This window comes from Streptomyces sp. NPDC058534, from assembly GCF_042717365.1.
In the GTDB taxonomy this organism is placed as follows: Bacteria; Actinomycetota; Actinomycetes; order Streptomycetales; family Streptomycetaceae; genus Streptomyces.
Map to the genome: position 1 here is coordinate 33,598 of NZ_JBHXNW010000057.1, position 22,042 is coordinate 55,639.

Sequence of the window (22,042 nt, forward strand, 5' to 3'; positions counted from 1 at the left end):
CCCCTCAACACACCCCCCCCCGCTCCCCCCCTGTTGTGGGTTCCCCCCCCCCCGCCCCCCGGCCGGCGCCGCGCGGGGGCGGCCGCCGCCGTCGATCCACCGATACTCTTGACAGGTGACCGACGCCCACGAAACCGCAGCAGACCGTTCACTGCGAACCACCGGAGGCGCCCCTCCGGACGACGCCGGATCTTCTGCGAGTCAGGCGCCGACCCCCTTGCTCGAACCGCGCGAGGGCATTCCGCCGGTGATCGCCGACGCGACCGCCCTCGCCGAGGTGACCGCCGCCTTCGCCGCCGGGCACGGCCCCGTCGCCGTGGACGCCGAGCGTGCCTCCGGGTACCGCTACGGGCAGCGGGCGTACCTGGTGCAGCTGCGCCGCGAGGGTGCCGGGAGCGCGCTGATCGACCCGGTGGCCTGCCCCGACCTGTCCGGACTCGGCGCGGCCGTCGGCGACGTGGAGTGGGTGCTGCACGCCGCCACCCAGGACCTGCCGTGCCTGCGCGAAATAGGGATGGTGCCCACCCGCATCTTCGACACCGAGCTGGCCGGGCGGCTCGCCGGCTTCCCGCGGGTCGGCCTCGGCGCGATGGTGGAGAACGTCCTGGGCTTCGTCCTGGAGAAGGGCCACTCGGCCGTCGACTGGTCCACCCGCCCGCTGCCCGAGCCCTGGCTGCGCTACGCCGCGCTCGACGTCGAGCTGCTCGTCGACCTGCGGGACGCGCTGGAGAAGGAGCTGGACCGGCAGGGCAAGCTGGAGTGGGCCCGGCAGGAGTTCGACGCGATCGCGTCCGCACCGCCGCCCGAGCCGCGCAAGGACCCGTGGCGCCGCACGTCCGGCATGCACAAGGTGCGCCGGCGCCGTCAGCTGGGCGTCGTGCGGGAGCTGTGGCAGGCCCGGGACCGGATCGCGCAGCGCCGGGACGTCTCCCCCGGCAAGGTGCTCGGGGACACGGCCATCGTCGAGGCGGCGCTCGCGCTGCCGGCCGACGCGCAGGCGCTGGCCGCGCTGAACGGCTTCGGGCGGGTCAGCCGCCGGCAGCTGGAGCAGTGGCAGGTGTCGGTCGACCGGGCCAAGGCGCTCTCCGAGTCGCAGCTGCCGCAGCCCGGCCAGCCGGTCACCGGTCCTCCGCCGCCGCGGGCGTGGGCCGACAAGGACCCGGCCGCCGCGGCCCGGCTGTCCGCGGCGCGCGCGGCGGTGACGGCGCTCGCCGAGCAGCTCACCATGCCGCAGGAGAACCTGATCACGCCGGACACGGTGCGCCGGGTCTGCTGGGAGCCGCCGGCCGCGGTCGACGCCGGGTCGGTGGGCGCCGCCCTGGCCGGCCACGGGGCCCGGCCCTGGCAGGTGGAGCAGGTGACGCCGGTACTGGTGACCGCGCTGACCTCCGCGGCGGACCCGGGCTGACCTCCACGGCGGACCGCGCCGCGTCTCCGCGTGCCCCCGGTGGTGTGACGTTCGCCGCTCCCGCCGGGGGGACTGGGCAGCTACGTTACTCATAAGTAGCATGGGGCTGAGCGCGCGCTCAGTGCATGCGTGCCGCAGCAGTGCCACCCCGCACCCTGGAGGAGAGCCATCGTGCCTCGTACCGTCAGGGACGTCGTCTTCGTAGACGGCGTCCGCACCCCGTTCGGCAAGGCGGGCCCGAAGGGCGTCTACCACGAGACCCGCGCCGACGACCTGGTCGTGAAGGCGATCCGGGAGCTGCTGCGCCGCAACCCCGGTCTCGACCCGAAGAAGGTCGACGAGGTCGCCGTGGCCGCCACCACGCAGGTCGGCGACCAGGGCCTGACCATCGGCCGGATGGCCGGCATCCTCGCCGGTCTGCCCCAGTCGGTGCCCGGCTACGCGATCGACCGCATGTGCGCGGGCGCGCTGACCGCCGTCACCACCGTGGCCGGCTCGGTCGCCTTCGGCGCGTACGACGTCGCCATCGCGGGCGGCGTGGAGCACATGGGCCGCCACCCGATGGGCGAGGGCGCCGACCCCAACCCGCGGTTCGTCTCCGAGAAGCTGGTCGACGAGTCCGCCCTGTTCATGGGCATGACCGCGGAGAACCTGCACGACCGCTACCCGACCATCACCAAGCAGCGCGCGGACGAGTACGCCGTGCGCTCGCAGGAGAAGGCCGCCAAGGCGTACGCAGGCGGCCAGATCCAGGCCGACCTGGTGCCGGTCTCGGTGCGCCGCACCAACGAAGAGGCGGGCGAGACGGGCTGGGGCCTGGTCACCGCCGACGAGCCGATGCGTCCGGGCACCACGCTGGAGAACCTGTCCGGCCTGAAGACGCCGTTCCGCGTGCACGGCCGGGTCACCGCGGGCAACGCGGCCGGTCTGAACGACGGCGCGACCGCCTCGATCATCGCGAGCGAGGACTTCGCCCGCGAGCACGACCTGCCCGTCAAGATGCGACTGGTCGCCTACTCCTTCGCGGGCGTCGAGCCGGAGGTCATGGGCTACGGACCGATCCCGGCGACGGAGAAGGCGCTGGCCCAGGCGGGCCTGTCCATCTCCGACATCGGCCTGTTCGAGATCAACGAGGCGTTCGCCGTCCAGGTGCTCGCCTTCCTGGAGCACTACGGCATCGCCGACGACGACGCGCGCGTCAACCAGTACGGCGGCGCCATCGCCTACGGCCACCCGCTGGCCTCCTCCGGCGTGCGTCTCATGACGCAGCTGGCCCGCCAGTTCGAGGAGCAGCCGCACGTCCGCTACGGCCTGACCACCATGTGTGTCGGCTTCGGCATGGGCGCGACCGTCATCTGGGAGAACCCGCACTTCGAGGGGGACAAGTGAGCACCACCGCAGAGCTGCTGAAGGGTGCGGCCGAGCTGTTCCCCGGCGAGGTCGTCACGCAGGCGCACGTACGCCACTTCGACCTGCCCCTGGCAGCGTCCGAAAGCGGCTCCGCCGCGGGCGGGCGCTTCGCCCTGATCACCCTGGACAACGGCCACGACCACACCAAGCCGACCACGCTCGGCCCGCAGTCGCTGGCGAACATCGACGCCGCGATCGACCAGGTCGAGAAGGAGGCCGCGGACGGCGACATCGTCGGCGTCGGCGTCACCGGCAAGCCGTTCATCTTCGCCGTCGGCGCCGACCTCAAGGGCGTCGAGCTGCTGAAGCGCCACGAGGACGCGCTGGCCATCGGCAAGGGCGGCCACGACGTCCTCAAGCGGCTGTCGAAGCTGGCCGTGCCGTCCTTCGCGTACTACAACGGCGCCTCCATGGGCGGCGGCGTGGAGATCGGCCTGCACTGCTCCTACCGGACGGTGTCCGCGGCCCTCCCGGCGTTCTCGCTCCCCGAGGTCTTCCTCGGCCTCGTCCCCGGCTGGGGCGGCTGCACGCTGCTGCCGAACCTGATCGGCGCGGACAAGGCCGTCTCGGTGATCATCGAGAACAGCCTGAACCAGAACAAGCAGCTCAAGGGCGCGCAGGTCCACGAACTCGGCATCGCGGACGCGCTGTTCGAGGGCGCGGACTTCCTGGAGCAGTCGCTGATCTGGACGGCGTCCGTCCTCAAGGGCGAGATCGCCGTCGAGCGTCCGGTGATCGACCGCGGCGACGCCTGGGACCAGGCCGTCGCGAAGGGCCGCTTCATCGCGGACGGCAAGGTGCACGGCGCCGCCCCGGCCGCCTACCGCGCCCTGGACATCATCGCCGCCGCCAGGAACGGCGACCTCCAGCAGGGCTTCGACGCCGAGGACCAGGCGCTGGCCGACCTCATCATGGGCGGCGAACTGCGTTCCGGCATCTACGCCTTCAACCTGGTGCAGAAGCGCGGCAAGCGCCCCGCGGGCGCCCCGGACAAGTCGCTGGCCCGCCCGGTCACCAAGGTCGGCGTGGTCGGCGCCGGCCTGATGGCCTCCCAGCTCGCGCTGCTCTTCCTGCGCCGCCTGGAGGTCCCGGTCGTCCTCACCGACATCGACCAGGAGCGCGTCGACAAGGGTGTGGGCTACGTCCACGCCGAGATCGACAAGCTGCTCGGCAAGGGCCGGATCAACCAGGACAAGGCGAACAGGCTGAAGGGCCTCGTCTCCGGCGTCCTGGACAAGGCCGAGGGCTTCGCGGACGCCGACTTCGTCATCGAAGCGGTCTTCGAGGAGATGGGCGTCAAGCAGAAGGTGTTCGCGGAGGTCGAGGCGGTCGCCCCGGCGCACGCGATCCTGGCGACGAACACCTCCTCCCTCTCCGTCTCGGAGATGGCGTCGAAGCTGAAGCACCCCGAGCGGGTCGTCGGCTTCCACTTCTTCAACCCGGTCGCGATCCTGCCGCTCCTTGAGATCGTCCGCGGCGAGCAGACCGACGAGGCGTCGCTGGCCACGGCGTTCGGCGTCGCCAGGAAGCTGAAGAAGACCGCGGTCCTCGTCAAGGACGCCCCGGCGTTCGTCGTGAACCGCATCCTGACCCGCTTCATGGGCGAGATCCAGAACGTCATCGACGAGGGCACGCCGGTGGACGTCGCGGAGAAGGCAGTGGAGCCGCTCGGCCTGCCGATGTCCCCGCTGGTCCTGCTGGAGCTGGTCGGCCCCGCGATCGGCCTGCACGTCTCGGAGACCCTCAACGGGGCCTTCCCCGAGCGCTTCACGGTCTCCCCGAACCTCAAGGCGGTCGTCGAGGCCGGCAAGCGCGGCTTCTACGTCTACGACAGCGGGAAGCCCGAGCTGGACCCGGAGGTCGCCGCGCTCCTCAAGCAGGGCGACACCGTCCTGACGGAGGAGCAGGTGCGGGCGCGGGTGCTCGACGCGGTCGCCCAGGAGATCGGCCTGATGCTCGACGAGGGCGTCGTCGCCGAGGCCCAGGACATCGACCTCTGCCTGATCACGGGCGCCGGCTGGCCCTTCCACCTGGGCGGCATCACGCCGTACCTGGACCGCGAGGGCGTCTCGCAGCGGGTGAACGGGAAGCCGTTCCTGGAGGCGGGCGTGGCTTCGGTTCCGGCCTAGCATCCCGCACGCCGGCAGTCGGGCCGTACAGGGGTGACTCTGTACGGCCCGTCGGCCGTTCGGGCGGCACCTGCCGTGGATGGCCGCCTACCAGTCGCCGGTGAAGGGCCGGTGTTCGCAGACGTCGCCGCACGTGTGCCGCGATGCTCCGAACGACCGGATGGGGCTCCCCTCCGGAATGCCGACGACCTTGAACGTGGTGGCGGTCGGTGCCGACTCGGTCGCGCCGAACAGGGCGATCACCTCTACCGTATGGGTCCCTGGGCGCCAGGGGTGCGCGTGGCTGAACGCCCACTCCCCGTTGTCGTTGACCCCGGTCGCCCCGACGAGGAGCCCCCGCTCCATCAGAACGACCTTCGTGGCACCGGGTTCCACCTTCCCTGAGAAACGCGGTCGTGGCCCTGAGAACGCTCCTTCGGCGGGAGTCGAGACGACGGGCGGCGACACCTCCGTCAGTACGGTGAAGCGGTGCTCCAGCACCGGCGAACAGCCGTCGTCGCGGAGCCCGACACACTGGACGACGTGCTCGCCGGCCTCCCAACTGACCGACCGGCGCCAGGTCCACTGGCCGGCGCCGCCCACGTGAGCGCCTCCGACGTACCGGCCCTGTTCGAAGAACAGGATGTAGTCGGTGCCGGGTGATGCGACACCGGAGAACTTCACCATGGGACCGGCGAGCGCGCCGGCCGACGGCTTGGAGACGTTGGACGGCTCCCCCACTCGCTGCTCGTACTGAAGCGCGGACTCCGGGGACTGGATGGTGAACTCGGTCGAGACCGGCGGCATGGTGGGCGGCGTCATGAGCGCCGTGACGTCCACGTCCGCCTTGTCCAGGACGCCGAGGTTGCACAGTCCGGCGACCACGACACGGGCGACCTCGTAGGCGCCGGTGTGGTTGAGGTGTGTCGAGTCGATGACACCGTCGGGATGCGACGGGTGCTCACCCGCGTCGGTCCAGCAGAAGTACTGCCGCAGCCGCGTCGGGCCCATCTCGGCCCACAGTTCCCTGGTGCGGCTCGTCAGGTCGATCACCGGTGCTCCGAGCTCACCGGCCACTTCCAGCATGGCCCGGGGATAGGGCCCCAGCGTGTTGAGCACCTCGCCACCGCTGGAGAAGGCGTAGCGCGCGCAAGGGGTGACCAGCACGGGTACCCCTCCTTCCGCGTGCACGTACCGCGCGAACAGTCGCAGGAACTCCTGGTACTCGGGTACCGGCACGTACCGTGTGCCGTTGTGGATCATGTGGTCCACACAACCGAAGCCGATGAGGACGATGTCCCCCCGCCTCATCCGGTTGAGCATCGCCGGGAAGCGTTCGGTGAAGTACTTCCGTGTGGTCATGGCGCTTCGGGCGTAGTTGGCCACGGCGACGTGCCCCGCCAGAAGTTCCTCGATCTTCTGGCCCCAGCCCGCCATGGGGGCCTCCTGTTCCGTACGCGGGGCGGGTACGGAATCGCCGAGGACGAAGATGGTGCGGTTCATTGGCTTCCGTTCCTAACGGTCCACGACGTTCATGGCCATCGCTCCCGAGGCCGAGCAGTAGGGCCTGACCCACACCGGCCGAACCGGATGGATCACCGCGTACTGCGAGACTCCGTCACCGGCGAGCGGCAGGGCCGGGTAGGCGTACGCTCCCTTGACGTCCGGGAAGTCCTCCAGCACATGGCATACGCGCACCTTGCGCCGGTCCGACGGGGTCGGCTGCAGCCACCAGTCCCAGTCCTCCCAGCGCTCCAGCCGGTGGTCGACGACCTGGCGCACCGGAACTTCGGCCCGGAAGCCCTGCCTTCCCAGCGCCTGCACGGGCACGGTGAGGTTCTTTCCGTGCCGTCCGCGGCGGCTGACGACGAAGAGCGCGCCCGGCTCGATCCGGCGGGCCCCGCACAGGACGCCCCGCACCGTGATGGTGCCATCACCGATGTCGACTCCCGTGCACTCCGCGTGGTCCTCGCGCACCACGGTGCGCAGCATCAGCCTGCCGTTGGAGTGGGCGTAGGGCAGGTTCCAGGCGACCGGGCCGGCCGGTGGGCGGCCGACGAGGTCGGCGCGCGCGTCGATGAGTGCACGGGTGTCGCGGATGCCGGCCTTCATGTGCACGGGCTTCGACTTGGCGGTCAGCATGGCCACCTGCCAGCGTCCGTCACCGAGTTCGTCCAGCGCTGAAGGGCCGAGCGCCGCGGTGTAGCGGGTTCCGCCGTTGTCCAGGTGCGTGCGTGAGGTCCGCATGGGCAGGTCGGGGCGCCGCTTGCCGTCGGACGACTTGTGGCGCAGTACGAACTGCCAGCGCTGGCGGCTCTCTCCTGGCCCTTCGGCGCTGAAGCGCAGCCAGCCGGCGCCGTCGGTGGTGACGTCCACGGTCGCCGCGCCCAGCGCCGTCGGGGGGACGGTGGCCTGGGCCACCGCCCGACGGGGTCCGGCAGGCACACGGTAGCCGCGCACCGTGTCGGCCCGGCGGCGGGCGGCCTCCTCGAAGAGCTTCACGTAGCGGTCGGCCACGGCCGCCGGGTCGTAGCGGGCGGCGTTGCGCAGCGCGGCCTCGCCCATGTCCCGACGCAGTATCTCGTCGGCCATGAGGCGGCGCAGGCCCCAGGCAATTCCCTCCACCTCGCCGTTGGGCACAAGAAAACCGTCCTCACCGTGACGGAGGATCTCGCGGGGCCCGACCGGACAGTCGGTGGAGACCACGGGCAGCCCGCACCGCATCGCCTCCACCAGGGTCATGCCGAAGGACTCCGCGCTCGAAGTGACGGCCGCGATCGACCCCTTGGCCCACTCGGACTCGATCGGCGAGAACCCGCCCATGAGCAACACGCGTCCGGCCAGTCCGAGTTCGGTGACCAGCGCTCGCAGTTTCGAGGCCTCGCCACCGTCTCCGTAGATGCGCAGCTGCCAGTCCGGGAACTCCTCGGCCAGGCTGCCGAAGGCCCGGATCAGCAGGTCGTACCGCTTGATGTGGTGCATGCGGCCGGCGCTGACCACGATCTTGCGCGTGCAGTCGGAGGGCTGCACGGCCGGTCGCGGCACGCTGTTGGGGATACCGACCACACGGATGCCCGGTATCGGGGTGTTCTCCATGAAGGAGCGGGCATCGGCCTCGGTGACCGTTGTGATCGCGTCCAGCCGCGGATAGACACGCGCCATCTCGGCGCGCACGGCCGACGGGATGGCGAGGTGTGTCATGTGCTCCTGGGCGACGCGCAGAGCACCTTCGCGGGTGTGGGCGGCGACGAAGAGATTGAGGCTGGGCCGGGTGCCGACGACCACGTCGGCGTTGGTCTTCCGCAACTCCCGGATGATGCGCTCGTCGGTGAACCGGCTGTACTGCGCGTAGAACTCCTCCTGGCGCGGTACTACTTCGCTGGGTCTGTCCGCTCCTGCGGCGCCGCGGTCGGTCGAGCCCGGTCGCAGGTCGACGAGGGCCCGGACCGTAATACGTGGTGAGATCTCGAACTTGGTGGTGTTCGCCCGCCGGAAGACCGAGACGATCTCCACGTCGTGGTGGACGGAGAGCGCCTCGGCGAGGTTGATGACGGTTCTGTTGGTACCGCCGATGCCGTAGATGTTGTTGATCAGGAAGGAGATCTTCACCGGACCTCGCGCTCCTTCCGCTCGAAGGGACTGGGCACCGGGTAGTAGGCGTCGAGGAATGCCTTGAGCATCGCCGTCTGGCGGTCGACGTCGTGGCCGTCGGACAGGGTGTCGTTGATGCAGAACGCTTGCCGGTCCCGGCGGGCCAGGAGTACGCCGAGCCTGCGCTGCACCTCCGGCTTGGCGAGATCGAGGTAGGCGAACCGGATGTCGGACGGCACCGCCCGGCCGGTGAAGTAGGCGTAGTAGTGGTACAGCGAAGACGGGATGGAGATGTCGGTGGGGCTGCGGAACCGACTGCGCGACGTCTGCCGGTGGGCTTCGCTGTACTCGTCCTCGATCTCCTGCAGCACGCTGCGGCGCAGGGCGTAGGGGGCGTGCCGGAGCTTCTGGACGATGACCGAGCCGAAGTTGTCCAGGAGTAGCCGTCGGTTGTTCTTTCCGGCCGCGTCGACGGGTCGGTCCACGGGGCTGAGGTCCCAGCGCGGTACCTGCGACGGCGAGAAGAAGGTCCGGGTCACGCCGTTGGACAGGAAGAAGTCCTGAGGAGTGACCGGGCGGCCCAGGAACATGTCGTCGTTGAGGTAGAGGAAGTGCTCGGACAGGTCCTTGATGTGGTGCAGGCGGCTCTCGATGGCATGCGAGTTGAAGGTGGGCAGCGACTCCTGGTCGGCGAATATCTCGGAGTGGTCGACGACGGTCAGTCGCGGATGACTGTCGTTGAGCCAGGCCGGGCGCTGCCGGTCCGTCACCAGGTAGACGTGGCGCACCCAGGGGGCGTTCTGCTCCAACGCGCGCAGCGAGTAGCGCAGTTCGTCGCGGCTGATGTAGCGGGCCGCGTTCGCCGACTCGGTGTGGTAGCCGCCTCCGTAGGCACTGCGGCGCCGCTGCCACGCGGGGTCGTTGCCGTCGACCCAGGTGTAGACGACGTCGATGGGGAAGCGGACGTCCTCGGGCAGGGCGTCCGCAGCGGCCCGGACGGTGCGCACCGAGCGGGTACGGCGGGTGTGCAGGGCGGCGAAGCCGGTCAGCCGGCTGACCGGCACCGTGACGCGGGCCTCGTGGAGGGACACGTCCTCCGTGACCCGGTTGAGGCGCGGCGCCAGGAGGCTGCCGGCCTCCGGTCGCCAGAACTCGAGGTCGCAGCTGTACTCCAGGCCGAGCACCAGGGAGCCGGTAGGATCGCTCCACACCATGCCGATCTGCAGAACAGCCGCGTGCCGCGCCAGTTGCCGACCGCTGCGCGAGCCTGCCAGCACCGCCCGGCCCTGTGCCGTCTCCCCCCGGCAGGCCCGAACATAGATGGGGCTCTGCTCCGCGACGCGCTCCAATGCCCTGCCGACCCGCTCGCGGTCGGAGGCGGCGACGGCGAGGCAGGAACGGAAGTCGGAGTTCCCGCGGATCGCGAAGTAGTCGATGCCCGCTTCCTCCAGCGCGGTCACCACCAGTTCGAGATTGGCCTCGCGCAGACCGAGCGGCGAGACGGTGGGTCGGACCAGAGTGATCCGGTTCTCGTGTCCGGCCAGTGCCGCGAGCCGCTCGGCCTCGCGGAAGAGATGCGGCCAGCGGCGGCGGGCCCGGACGCCCCGAAACAGCCGGGACGCCAGGGAGAGTGCGTGCAGACGGCGGAGCAGGTGCTTGAGCACCATGCGCAGACGCACGGGAACACGACCTGCGATACGACGTCTGAGACCCGCGGGGACCAGGGTGCGGTAGGCCCCGACCGCGGCGGACGCCTCGGGGTTCCCTGTGCTCACGAGTGGTTGTCCGGCTCTGTCGGGGTCTGCGGGCGGCGATGCTCGAAGACGCTGGGAATGGGGAAGTACTGGTGCAGGAAGCTCAGGACGGCTTCGGTTCCGCCTCGTGCGCCCGCCTCCTCGGCCCCCAGGCCGAAGAACTGGAGTTGCTGCACATCACGCCGGACGAGCAGCCGTTCCAGATGGGTACCGATGCCGGGCAGGGCCGCGTGCAGTGCCACCGAGGCCTCGCCCGAGGGGTCGGCGAGACCGCATACGTACCCGTAGTGGTGGACCACACCGTCCATGGAGTGGGTGCCGGGCACGGCGGGCAGGGTCTGCTCGTCCGCGAGAGGGAGCGGGTGCGCCCCCGCCTCTGCCAGCCGGGTGAGGGTCTCGGCCCGGTAGGGCTGGGGACCTGCGGCGTAGCCGTGGCCGGTGACGCGGCCGGTGACGGAGTAAGCGGCACGCACCCACTCGGCAAACGACTCGGACGCGTTCCAGGGGCCGCGTCGCGGGCGGGTCCCACCACTGGGTGTGAAGTAGTCGAAGGGACGTACCGGACGGCCGATCAGAGCTCCGGGCCGCAGCAGGAGGAAGTGTTCGGCCACGTCGGGGAGCTGGTCGAGCTGCCATTCGGCACCGTGTCCGGCACGGACCACGCTGAGCCGTTCGTCCGCCTTCAGCCAGACCGGCGGCTCCGCCTGGGCCACCACATGCACGACGTCGACCCACGGGGCGTACTGGTGCAGGGACCGCAGTCCGGCACGCAGGAGTTCCTCTCCCCAGGGGCTCGGATGCTGCCACAGAAGCACCGCGTCCACGGGGAAGGAGATCTCCTCCAGCCGCACGACGTCGAAGTCCTCCAGTGTGATCGTCGGCTCCAGTTCGCCGTCGATGTCGCAGTAGCCGGACAGCCGGTCAAGGCCGATCTCGATGCCCGGCGCTTCGGCCGGCACGGCGCGCTGAACCCGGTTCGGGCGAGGGCCGATCAGCCGTTCGTGGGGCTGGTCAGTGTTGGCCGTCCAGAACTCGATCTCGATGCCCTGGTCCTCACCGACCCACAGGTTCTCGGTGGGGTCGGTACGCAGCCACGTCAGGCGGATCACCTTGGCCTTGCCGTAGTGCTTCCACGCCTTGACGTGGCTGCCCGGTGTCTCACGGGTGTCACCCGCGGCCGGGGAGACGGAGACGACGTAGCCGGTGTGCGCCTCCAGCAGGGCCCGCAGTACCCGGCGGACGGTGCCCTTGTGCCGTTGCTCGACGGCGAGGCAGAGCCGGCGGTCGTCCAATGCGGGCACCGCGAACCAGGGCACCTCGGCCGCGTCGAGGGCTTGGGCGACCAGGTCGTGGTCCAGTCGGCGGGCCAGGTCGACGGTGAGTCCGGTGTGCACGTGGCCGACCCTGCCGTCGGGCGCCTGCGTGCGACGTTCGGAGTTCCCGAGTCCCGCCCGGCGGACCCGGCGCAGGGCCCTGCGGTGCAGGCGGGCCTCACGGCGGTTCAGGGTACGGACGAGACCGCCCTTGACCTTGCGTCGTACGCCCGCGGGCAGCGTGCTCGCGGCGGCCGAGCGCACCGGCTGGGGAACGAACCGCTTGTAGACGTGAACCGCGGAGTTCATCGACGTCGGATCGGGCACGTCACGAACTCCGTCTCATCGCTCGAAGGGGCTTGGGGTGGGGAAGTAGGAGGTGAAGAAGTCGTCCAGCAGCTCTTGCTGCGCCTCGATGTCCTCCGGGGTCGAGAAGGCGTCGTTGAGACAGAAGGTGTCCTGGTCGCGGCCGCCGAGCAGCCGTTGCAGCCGGTCCGCCAGATCGGGCACGGCTAGCTGGAGGTAGGTGAAGGGCATGGATCCCGGCTGGGCCCGCCCGGTCAGCGCCGCGTAGTAGAGCGCGAACGACGAGGTCGGCGACAGGTCGGTCATGGCCCGGAACCTGCTGCCGGAAGTACGCGCCCAGGCCTCGGGAAACTCCCGTTCGGCCTCCTCCATCGCCGAGCGGCGCAGAGCGTAGGGGATGTGTTCCATGGGCTGGGTGATGACCTTGCCGAAACGTTCACGCAGCAACGCCCGGTTGTTCTTGCAAGCCGCGTCCACCGGGGTGTCGGTCTCGGCGACCGGCCCCTGGGGGATGCGGTTGCGCGAGGGGAAGTAGCGGGCCGTGCCGTTCGGGGTGAAGAAGGCGTGCGGGGCCACCGGGCGCCCCATGAACATGTCGTCGTTGAAGTATAGGAAGTGCTCGGCGAGACCTTCGATGTGGTGGAGCTGACTCTCGATCGAGTGTGAGTTGAAGGTCGGCAGGTCCGCCGGGTTGCGGAAGATCTCCCGGTGGCTGGCGATACGGAGGCCGAACAGGTCCTCGCGCATCCAGTCCGGAACCTGGTCGTCGGTGACGACGTAGATGTTCCGGATCCAGGGCGTGAACATGTGGATGGACCGGACCGAGTAGCGCAGCTCGTCCCGGCTGATGAAGCGGGCGTCACTGGCCGACTCCGCGTGGTAGACCTCACCCTTCGCCTGGGCCTTGCGCTGCTTCCACGCGGGGTCGTTGCCGTCGACCCAGGTGTAGACAGCGTCCACGGCGAAGGCGATGTCGTCGGCGCAGTGCACCAGGAACTCGGGACGGGTGGGCACCGCGGGTGCGACGTGCCGCGGGGTCCAGTCCGAGACGAACCGGCTGAAGAGCCGGGCGGCGCCGATGACGTTCATGCCGTCGGCGGCCACGGCCCAGGTGGCGCGGTTGGCTCGGGGCGCGACGAGGTGGGTGCCGTGCCGCTGCCAGAACTCGACGGCACAGCCGTACTCGTGCCCCAGCAGCAGATGCCGCCCCGGGTCGGTGCGGTACCAGCTGACCTGCACCACACGCGCGGTCGCGACCTCGCGCCAGGCCCGGGGGTCGCGCGAGGAGACCGGCTTGGCGGGCCGGGGCGCTTCCGGGTCGACGACGCTCAGGTGGCCCGGGTACTGGCTCAGCCCGCGGAACACCGCCTGTAGCGCACGTTCCCGATCGTCCTCGGCCACGCCGACGACCGTGCCGTGGTCGACCGTTCCGCGCACGGCGAAGTGGGCGACGCCGGCCTGGTCGAGCAGCGCGACGAGCGCCGAGCGGTTGGCCTCACGGGCCGCCAGCGGGGCCAGTCCGGGTTCGACGTAGACGTCACCGTGCTCGCTCGTCAGGGTCGTGGGCGGGGCCGCTGCGGGCCGTCGCGGTCCGCTGATTCCCTGACGGTCACCGCCCGGCACAACCAGTCGCTGGCCGGTGAAGTCAGATACGGTCGTCACGCCACTGATCCTCAAAGGACGACGCACGCAGCCACACGGTCACCCTCCCTCTCTCACTCCGGACGCACCGGAGTGAGCACTGGTGGCCATGAGCCCTCGTGCCCCCCGGCTCGATGCACGACCACATCCAACGTCGGCCGATCGGCCGACGCGTTCCCACCGTGAACTTTAACGTTCACAGGACCGGCACATCTTCGCCAGGAGTCCCGATAACTGTCAACAGCAATCACATATGACGGAAAATACACGCCTCCCTGACATACGCGTGAACATCGGAGATCCGACAGGTTCCCCGGGGTAGCGTCCGACGCGTCCGACAATCGGTCTATAGTTCGGAAACGCTCGGCGACCACCGCCGTGGCCGGGCTCGGCCTCTCCCCCCACTCGTGCCCTTCTTTCATGTTCGGTTGACGAGAGAGGACCGAGGTCCATGACGCACGCTCCGACGGAGACAAGCCCTCGCCGGTCCAGGCGTGCGCCCTCGGGCCGGCGGTCGGCCCGGCCTCCGCGGCGACGGCGGGTCTGGCGCTGGATCGCGTTGAGCCTGGTGCTGCTTGTCCTGGTCGCGGGAGGCATCGGCTACTGGATGTACAGCGACCTCAACGGCAACATCAAGGGCGTCGACATCAACGAGGCGATAGGCGACGACCGGCCGGAGAAGCTGCCCACCTCAGGGCAGAACATCCTGGTCCTGGGCTCCGACTCGCGCTCCGGGGACAACGCCGAACTGAACACCGGCAAGGTCGCCGGGGCCCGCTCGGACACCGCGATGGTGATGCACATACCGGAGGGCCGTACCGAGGCCGTCGCCGTGAGCATCCCGCGCGACACCCTGGTGACCCGGCCCGCGTGCGCGAAGCAGGACGGGTCCGAGGTCGGCTCGGCGAAGCGGGTGATGTTCAACTCCATCTACTCGCAGGTCGGTCCGGCCTGTGTGGTCAAGACCGTCGAGCAGATGTCCGGCATCCGCATGGACCACTACGTGGAAATCGACTTCGCCGGCTTCAAGGACCTGGTGGACGCGATCGGCGGCGTCACCGTCACCGTCGACGAGGACATCCAGGACCCTGCCAGCGGTCTCGACCTGACCGCCGGTACGCACAAGCTGAACGGCACCGAGTCGTTGGCCTTCGTCCGTACCCGGCACGGCGTCGGCGACGGCAGCGACCTCGGTCGCATCGGTCTCCAGCAGCAGTTCATGCTCGCCCTGCTGAGTGAGATCAAGCGTCAGGACCTGCTGGGCAGCCCGACCAAGACCTACAAGATCGCGGACCAGCTCACCGCGGCCCTGACCACCGACTCCGAACTGGCTTCCCTGACCAAGCTCGCCGAGTTCGGCCGCAGTCTCAACGGTGTCGACCCGTCCTCCATGGAAACCATCATGCTGCCCGTGGCGTACGACACCCAGGACCCCAACCGGGTCGTGGCGGCCCGTCCGCAGGCGGACCAGCTCTGGGCGGCGCTGCGCAAGGACGAGGAGATACCGGCGTCGGCCAAGAAGTCTCCCGCCAAGGGCGGCGGCGCTTCCTGAGCCGCGGATCCGAGCGTCCGCAGCCCCACTGGGGCGGGCGTCAGACGCGCACCACCGGGTCGAACGCCAGGCCCGGCCCCGTCCCCTGCCGGGCCACGCGCAGCGCTCCGTCCGGCCCGATCAGCGCGAGAACGACCCTGCCGTGTCCGTCCAGCGCCAGCGCCGGTGCGCCCTCGCTCCGCTCCCCGGTCGGCGCCCACCAAAGGCCGGCTCCCTCGTTCTCGGTGCCGCACACGGCGAACATGACGTAACCGTCAAGCCCACGGTGGGCCAGCACCGTGCAGTCGTACCCGTCCAGCACGGCACGCAGCACCGCGACCCGGTCGGCCGTCGACACGCCGAGGGGAATCACCCAGCCGCCGGGGCGGTGGGCGACGAGTTGGCCACTGTCCTCGTCGGACCAGTAGTAGGTCGACCGGTCCGGCGCCGTCTCCAGCAGTGCGGCAGTGCCTGGCGCCACGCGCAGCGGGATGTTCGACTCGCGTTCGAAGTCTCCGTCGGCATCGGCCTGGAGCCACCGCATCGCGTGCTGCGTGTTGCCGGCGAGTACCTCGATGCGACCGGAGGCGTGGGCGGTCGCGGCAAAACCATCCCGTACACCGCTGCCCTTGAGATCCAGCCAGGATTCCCATTTGCCACTGGGCGCCTCCCGGCGGAGCATCAGTCCCCCACCCGCGTTACGCGCGAGGACGTGTACCCGGCCGGTCGCGCTCACCGCGGCCACCGGTGCACCGAAACGGGCGGCCTTCTCCCGCTCCTTGTGCGGATTGCCCAGCGACCGCCACTCGGTGACGGGACGGGCGGTCTGGTACTGAATGGCGTGCACGATGTCCACGACAGGCGCCCCGTCGGCCACGCGGGCCCGCCGCCCCACGAAGTGGACGTAGGTGTCGGCGCCCTGGACCACCGAGAGATGAGTGAGGTCCGGAACCGGAATGAGCTGCGGTTCCGACCAGTGCGGACCGCCGGACCTGGTCTCCGTCCAACGCAACAACCCGGTGCGAGTGCGGGCGTAGGCAGTGAGTCTGCCGTCCTTCCCGAGAACGAGCCATCGACCGTCGAGGATCGCCTCAGCGGTGGACGCCTCGGATCCGGAGCCGGCGCTCCGGTCGGTAGATCTTTCGCGGGCGGCGCCGCGCCCGGATGTGGTCCGCATGACGTGACCTGCCCCTCCTGCCGCAGAGCGCGGCTGACCTGCCACCCTCCTGAGGGTCTGTCCTGCGCGGAGGCTGAGCGCGAACCATCATAGATCGAACGTTCGGCGAACATGTTGTGACGGCCGTGTGCCCGGAGTCGTCCCGGTCCGGTGGACTGCACACTTCGGAGCGCTGCCGGTACTCCCGGCCGTCACTCGCTGATTCCGGCGGCCCGCGACGGCACGATCACATCGCCTGCCACGCCCCCAGCGCCAGCCCCGCCTCGTCCTTGCGCCGGGTGAGGTGGAGCCGCCCGGTGGACGGGGAGAGCGTCGCGGCCACCAGCCGGCCGTCGGCGTCCAGCGCCAGGGAGACCGTCGCGTCAGCCGGCAGCGCGGGGCCCGACTCGGTCCAGGCCGCGCCCATCTCCTCCAGTTCCGAGGGGTACGCGGCGAAGGCGACCCGGCCGCTGCCCGCCGAGCGCTGGGCTACCACCGTGCAGTCGTGACCGTCTATGACACAGCGGACGGCGGATACGGGGCCGGGGCCTGCGGCGGCCACCAGGGGCGTCGGCTTGCCGCCGGGGCGCCAGGCGCACAGCTCACCGGTGCCGTCGTCGGTGTACAGGACGGTGGTGTGCCCGGCGGAGGTCGCGAGCGCGCGCAGGGTGCCCGGGCGGACCGCCGCGTCGAGGCGCTCCCCCAGCACCGGCCGCGCACCCGCCTTGTCCTGACGCCAGTGCAGGATGCCACCCGGGACGGACGCGTACACCTGGACCAGACCGGACTGGGCCGTCACCGCCGCGGGCGCCTCCTGGACGCCGCGGCCCTTGAGGTCGCGCCAGGGGTCCCAGCCGCCCTTCTCCTTCTGGGCCACCATGCTCATGCCGCCGCCCCCGTTGCGGACGAAGACATGGGCGCGCCCCTGGGCGTCGACCGCGACGGCCGGCGTCCCGGTGCGGTCGCCCTGCTTGTTGGGGTGGCCGGCCGGCTCCCAGTCCAGGGGTGCGAGCAGCGGCCGGAAGTGCGTGGTGTGCACGAGCCCGCACCGGTCGGCGCCGGCCGGCCGCCAGGCGACCAGATGGGCGTAGCCGTCGAGGCCCCGGCCGACCGCGAGGCCGGGGCGCAGTGCCTGGTCGCCGCCGAACCGGCGCGGGGCCTCCCAGGCGCCCGCGGGCGCGCGTTCGGCACGCCACAGGGCGGCGTCGTCGGCAGGGAGGTACACACTGAGGCGGCCGTCGCGGCCGAGGAGAAGCCAGTCGCCATTCACCGCATCACTCTAAGCGGGGCCACCGGCTCCGTGTCGATCGGGTGCCGTCGGGGGCGGTGACCGCGTGCGACCCTGACCGCATGGACGACAACGCCCCCCTGCTCGTGATCGTCGACGCCGCGAACGTCGTCGGCTCGGTGCCCGACGGCTGGTGGCGCGACCGGCGCGGGGCCGCGGAGCGCCTGCGGGACCGGCTGGCGGCGGACGGGGTGCCGGGGCATGCCGGGCCGGTGGAGGTCGTGCTGGTGGTGGAGGGCGCGGCACGCGGGGTGGAGTCCGTCGACGGCGTACGGGTGGAGTCGGCGCCGGGCAGCGGGGACGACCACATGGTCGGCCTGGTCGCACGGGCCGCCGGTGACCGCCCCGTCCTGGTGGTGACGGCCGACCGCGAACTGCGCCGCCGGGTGACGGAGCTGGGCGCGGAGGTGGCGGGGCCGCGGACCGTACGGCCCCGGTGACGGCGACGGGAGCGTCGGTCCCGGACGCGTTCCCTCCGGGGCCGGCGCTCCCGTCGTCCGGCTACCGGTCGCTCGGGCCGGCGGGGCCGGCCGGGGAGGCGGGCGTGTCCTCGCCGCTGGCCAGGCGGCTGTGGGTGCGGCTGTAGAGGAAGTACACGACGACGCCGATGACCATCCAGATGCCGAACCGGACCCAGGTCTCGGCGGGCAGGTTCAGCATCAGCCACAGCGACGCGCCCACCGACACGATCGGCAGCAGCGGCACCAGCGGGGTGCGGAAGGCGCGCGGCAGGTCCGGGCGGGTACGGCGCAGGATGATCACGCTGATCGCCACGATGACGAACGCGAACAGCGTGCCGATGTTCACCAGCTCGGCCAGCTCGCTCAGGCTGGTGAAGCCGGCGACGATGGCGATGATCACGCCGAGCAGGATGGTCGGCCGGTACGGGGTCCGGAACTTCGGGTGGACGCGGGAGAAGAAGCGGGGCAGCAGTCCGTCCCGGCTCATCGCGAAGAACACCCGGGTCTGGCCGAGCAGCAGGATCATGCACACCGTGGTCAGGCCGACGGCGGCGCCGAAGCTGATCACGCCCGCGAAGAAGGGATGCCCGGTGGACTTGAAGGCGTCGGCGAGCGGGGCGTCGACGGACAGCTCGCTGTAGTGCTGCATGCCGGTGACGACGATCGAGACGGCGACGTACAGGGCGGTGCAGATGAACAGCGAGCCGAGGATGCCGCGGGGCATGTCGCGCTGCGGGTTCCTGGTCTCCTCGGCGGCCGTGGCGACGATGTCGAAGCCGATGAAGGCGAAGAAGACGACCGAGGCCGCGGTGAAGATGCCCATCACGCCGAAGTTGGCCGGTGCCCAGCCGAACATCAGCTGGATCAGTGGTGAGTCGAGCCCCGCTCCGGCCTCCACCGGCTGCGACTTGGGGACGAAGGGGTCGTAGTTGGAACCCTTGATGAAGAAGGCACCCGCGATGATCACGATGAGGACGACGGTCACCTTGATGGCGACCACGAGCGAGGTGATCCGCGCCGAGAGCTTCATGCCGAGGACGAGGATGGCGGTGAGCACCAGCACCAGGGCTGCGGCGAGGATGTCGAAGCCGAAGCCCTCGGCCCCGTCCCGGCCGCCCAGGGCCTCGGGGAACTGCCAGCCGGCGTTGTCGAAGAACGAACGGATGTAGCCCGACCAGCCGACGGCCACCACCGCCGTGCCGAGCGCGAACTCCAGGACCAGGTCCCAGCCGATGATCCAGGCGGGCAGCTCGCCGAGCGAGGCGTAGGAGAAGGTGTACGCGGAACCGGCCACCGGGACGGAGGAGGCGAACTCCGCGTAACAGAGCGCGGCGAGCGCGCAGACCACACCGGAGACCACGAACGCCAGGGCCACGGAGGGCCCGGCGTTGTCCTTGGCGACCGTGCCGGTGAGTACGAAGATGCCGGTGCCGATGATGACACCGACGCCGAACACGGTCAGGTCCAGTGCGGACAGGGATTTCTTGAGCGCGTGCTCCGGTTCCTCCGTGTCCCGGATCGACTGCTCGATCTTCTTGGTCCTGAAGAGGCTGCTGTTGCTCACGGATACCTCCGACGCTTGTCGTCCCCGACATGATCGAGAGGGGGGCGTACTGCGTATGCCCGGGCGTGAGCCGATTCACGCGGATGGGCCGGTTTCACCACTGCAACGAGTGGAGAGACCGGCCCATCGGCTCAATATCGGTGGCGCGGCGTCAGTCGCGGGCGGCCTCCACGGTGTCCGCCCCGGCGCCCGTGTGGTCGTACCGGCCGTCGAGCCTGGCGACCAGGCCGGTGACCTGGCGGGCGATGTCGGGCGCGGTGAGTCCGATCTCGGCCAGGACCTCGGCGCGGGAGGCGTGGTCGAGGAAGCGCGGCGGGATGCCGAAGTCGCGCAGCGGCACGTCCACGCCCGCGTCGCGCAGCGCCTGGGCGACGGCGGAACCGACACCGCCGACGCGTGAGTTGTCCTCGACGGTGACGACCACGCGGTGGCGTTCGGCGAGCGGGGCCATGGCCTCGTCGACGGGCTTGACCCAGCGCGGGTCGACCACGGTGGTGGAGATGCCCTGCTTGTCCAGCAGGCCCGCCACCTCCAGGCACATCGGCGCGAACGCGCCGACGGAGACCAGCAGGACGTCCGGGGTGCCGGTGCCGGGGGCGCGCAGCACGTCCATGCCGCCGACGCGGCCGACGGCGGGGACGGCGGGGCCGACGGCGCCCTTGGAGAAGCGGACCACGGTCGGCGCGTCGTCCACCTCGACGGCCTCGCGCAGCTGGGCGCGGACCTGGTCGGCGTCGCGCGGGGCGGCGAGCCGCAGACCCGGGACGACCTGGAGGATCGACATGTCCCACATGCCGTTGTGGGAGGAGCCGTCGGTGCCGGTGACACCCGCGCGGTCCAGCACGAAGGTGACGCCGCACTTGTGCAGGGCCACGTCCATCAGCACCTGGTCGAAGGCGCGGTTGAGGAAGGTGGCGTACACGGCGAAGACCGGGTGGACCCCGCCGTGGGCGAGGCCGGCCGCGGAGACGGCGCCGTGCTGCTCGGCGATGCCGACGTCGTAGACGCGGTCGGGGAAGGCCTTGGCGAACTTGTCGAGGCCGACCGGCTGGAGCATGGCGGCCGTGATGGCGACCACGTCCTCGCGATCCTCGCCGATCCTGACCATCTCGTCGCCGAAGACGCTGGTCCAGTCGGCGCCGGAGGTGGAGATGGGCAGGCCGGTGTCGGGGTGGATCTTGCCGACGGCGTGGAAGCGGTCGGCCTCGTCCTGGAGGGCGGGCTGGTAGCCGCGGCCCTTCTCGGTGAGGCAGTGCACGATGACCGGGCCGCCGAAGCGCTTGGCCCGGGTGAGGGCGGACTCCAGGGCCTCCAGGTCGTGTCCGTCGATCGGGCCGACGTACTTCAGGCCGAGGTCCTCGAACATGCCCTGCGGGGCGATGAAGTCCTTCAGGCCCTTCTTGGCGCCGTGCAGGGTGTCGTAGAGCGGGCGGCCGACGACCGGGGTGCGCTCCAGGACCTCCTTGGTGCGGGCCAGGAAGCGCTCGTAGCCGTCGGTGGTGCGCAGGGTCGCCAGGTGGTTGGCGAGGCCGCCGATGGTGGGCGCGTAGGAGCGCTCGTTGTCGTTGACGACGATGACGAGCGGGCGGTCCTTGGCGGCGGCGATGTTGTTCAGCGCTTCCCAGGCCATGCCGCCGGTGAGCGCGCCGTCGCCGATGACGGCGACGACGTGGTCGTCGCGGTCGAGGACCTGGTTGGCCTTGGCGATGCCGTCGGCCCAGCCGAGGACCGTGGAGGCGTGGCTGTTCTCGATGACGTCGTGCTCGGACTCGGCCTGCGAGGGGTAGCCGGACAGGCCGCCCCTCATCTTCAGCTTGGAGAAGTCCTGGCGTCCGGTGAGCAGCTTGTGCACGTAGGACTGGTGGCCCGTGTCCCAGAGCACCTTGTCCTTCGGCGAGTCGAAGACGCGGTGCAGGGCGAGGGTGAGTTCCACCACGCCGAGGTTGGGGCCGAGGTGGCCGCCGGTCTTGGACACGGCGTCGACCAGGAAGGTGCGGATCTCCTCTGCCAGGCCGCCCAGCTCTTCCAGGCTGAGCCGGTCCAGATCGCGCGGTCCCGTGATGCGGGTCAGCAGCGGCACCCGTGCCTCCTTGCAGTAGAGCTGTTGCCGGGCCTGCCCGAGTCTAATGTTCCGCCGTGGCGGAACGTGTCCGGGCGGTGCGTCGTACGTCACGCGTTCGGCCTTACCCAGCGACGGACCGTTCTACGACTGCCCCGCCGGCGGCGCCCGAAGCGCCCCGTCCCCCGGACGCGACGGCACAACGGTCCGCCCGCCCTCCCGGGGCTCAGCCGGGCGGGCGGGCGGTCGTCGGCCGGTACGGCCGCGCGGGGGGTCTGTGACCGCTAGGGGGTGTCGTTTGGATCTTGCCGGGGTCGCGGGCCCTGGCACGCACTCCCCCACTGCCTTAAAGGCGTGGGAGGTACCCCCAGCGGCGTTGTCGTCGGTTGCCAGGGCTCCGCCCTGTCGCCCTCCTCCGCCTTGCAGCTGCACGCACCAGACCCCTCTCGGGT

14 protein-coding genes are annotated in these 22,042 nt (G+C 70.7%); 5 read left to right on the top strand and 9 right to left on the bottom strand.

The genetic code is table 11. From position 1 onward, the window contains the following. Window positions 1–115: 115 nt before the first annotated feature. The 3 genes from ACFWR9_RS29445 to ACFWR9_RS29455 all read left to right on the top strand — a co-directional run bounded on the left by ACFWR9_RS29445 (window position 116) and on the right by ACFWR9_RS29455 (window position 4,947). Complete coding sequence (locus ACFWR9_RS29445; RefSeq protein WP_383847124.1) at window positions 116–1,408, top strand: HRDC domain-containing protein; 1,293 nt, start codon at window positions 116–118, stop codon at window positions 1,406–1,408. A gap of 171 nt (window positions 1,409–1,579) precedes the next feature. Then, the gene (locus ACFWR9_RS29450; protein WP_383847125.1) at window positions 1,580–2,797 is read left to right on the top strand and encodes an acetyl-CoA C-acyltransferase; all 1,218 of its coding nucleotides are present in this window, start codon (window positions 1,580–1,582) and stop codon (window positions 2,795–2,797) included. Then, window positions 2,794–4,947, top strand: a complete 2,154-nt coding sequence (locus tag ACFWR9_RS29455) for a 3-hydroxyacyl-CoA dehydrogenase NAD-binding domain-containing protein (RefSeq protein ID WP_383847127.1) — start codon at window positions 2,794–2,796, stop codon at window positions 4,945–4,947. Before ACFWR9_RS29450 ends, ACFWR9_RS29455 begins: the two co-directional genes overlap by 4 nt. 87 nt (window positions 4,948–5,034) lie before the next feature. On the opposite strand, the gene ACFWR9_RS29460 is transcribed toward ACFWR9_RS29455, so the two are convergent. Genes ACFWR9_RS29460 through ACFWR9_RS29480 form a run of 5 tightly spaced genes read right to left on the bottom strand, consistent with a single transcriptional unit; the run spans window position 5,035 to window position 13,552 of the window. After that, window positions 5,035–6,429, bottom strand: a complete 1,395-nt coding sequence (locus ACFWR9_RS29460) for a GDSL-type esterase/lipase family protein (RefSeq protein ID WP_383847129.1) — start codon at window positions 6,427–6,429, stop codon at window positions 5,035–5,037. Window positions 6,430–6,441: 12 nt separating this feature from the next. Further along, on the bottom strand, window positions 6,442–8,535 hold the full coding sequence (locus ACFWR9_RS29465; RefSeq protein WP_383847131.1) for a glycosyltransferase family 4 protein: 2,094 nt from the start codon (window positions 8,533–8,535) through the stop codon (window positions 6,442–6,444). Next, window positions 8,532–10,292 carry a stealth family protein gene (locus ACFWR9_RS29470; protein ID WP_383847133.1) on the bottom strand — a complete coding sequence of 587 codons (1,761 nt, stop codon included), beginning with the start codon at window positions 10,290–10,292 and terminating at the stop codon, window positions 8,532–8,534. Before ACFWR9_RS29470 ends, ACFWR9_RS29465 begins: the two co-directional genes overlap by 4 nt. Further along, window positions 10,289–11,911 (bottom strand): sugar phosphotransferase, encoded by a 1,623-nt coding sequence (locus tag ACFWR9_RS29475; protein WP_383847134.1) that lies wholly within the window; start codon window positions 11,909–11,911, stop codon window positions 10,289–10,291. The genes ACFWR9_RS29470 and ACFWR9_RS29475 overlap by 4 nt, the downstream gene beginning before the upstream one ends. Before the next feature lie 15 nt (window positions 11,912–11,926). Next, complete coding sequence (locus ACFWR9_RS29480; RefSeq protein ID WP_383847136.1) at window positions 11,927–13,552, bottom strand: stealth family protein; 1,626 nt, start codon at window positions 13,550–13,552, stop codon at window positions 11,927–11,929. Window positions 13,553–13,982: 430 nt separating this feature from the next. Here ACFWR9_RS29480 and ACFWR9_RS29485 point away from each other — a divergent pair, with 430 nt between their 5' ends. Further along, window positions 13,983–15,083: an LCP family protein gene (locus tag ACFWR9_RS29485; protein ID WP_383847138.1), complete on the top strand. Its 1,101-nt coding sequence runs from the start codon at window positions 13,983–13,985 to the stop codon at window positions 15,081–15,083. Between the two features lie 40 nt (window positions 15,084–15,123). On the opposite strand, the gene ACFWR9_RS29490 is transcribed toward ACFWR9_RS29485, so the two are convergent. Together ACFWR9_RS29490 and ACFWR9_RS29495 are read right to left on the bottom strand one after the other, a co-directional pair. Continuing rightward, window positions 15,124–16,239: a hypothetical protein gene (locus ACFWR9_RS29490; RefSeq protein WP_383847140.1), complete on the bottom strand. Its 1,116-nt coding sequence runs from the start codon at window positions 16,237–16,239 to the stop codon at window positions 15,124–15,126. Between the two features lie 226 nt (window positions 16,240–16,465). Beyond that, on the bottom strand, window positions 16,466–17,488 hold the full coding sequence (locus ACFWR9_RS29495; RefSeq protein WP_383847141.1) for a hypothetical protein: 1,023 nt from the start codon (window positions 17,486–17,488) through the stop codon (window positions 16,466–16,468). Window positions 17,489–17,568: 80 nt separating this feature from the next. On the opposite strand from ACFWR9_RS29495, the gene ACFWR9_RS29500 reads away from it, so the two are divergent. Beyond that, on the top strand, window positions 17,569–17,946 hold the full coding sequence (locus ACFWR9_RS29500; protein WP_383847143.1) for an NTP pyrophosphohydrolase: 378 nt from the start codon (window positions 17,569–17,571) through the stop codon (window positions 17,944–17,946). A gap of 61 nt (window positions 17,947–18,007) precedes the next feature. Here the strand turns inward: ACFWR9_RS29500 and ACFWR9_RS29505 are convergent, their stop codons facing one another. Both ACFWR9_RS29505 and dxs read right to left on the bottom strand, forming a co-directional pair. Further along, the gene (locus ACFWR9_RS29505; protein ID WP_383847145.1) at window positions 18,008–19,531 is read right to left on the bottom strand and encodes an amino acid permease; all 1,524 of its coding nucleotides are present in this window, start codon (window positions 19,529–19,531) and stop codon (window positions 18,008–18,010) included. 151 nt (window positions 19,532–19,682) lie between these two features. Continuing rightward, complete coding sequence (gene dxs, locus ACFWR9_RS29510; protein WP_383847147.1) at window positions 19,683–21,611, bottom strand: 1-deoxy-D-xylulose-5-phosphate synthase; 1,929 nt, start codon at window positions 21,609–21,611, stop codon at window positions 19,683–19,685. Between the last annotated feature and the right edge of the window lie 431 nt (window positions 21,612–22,042).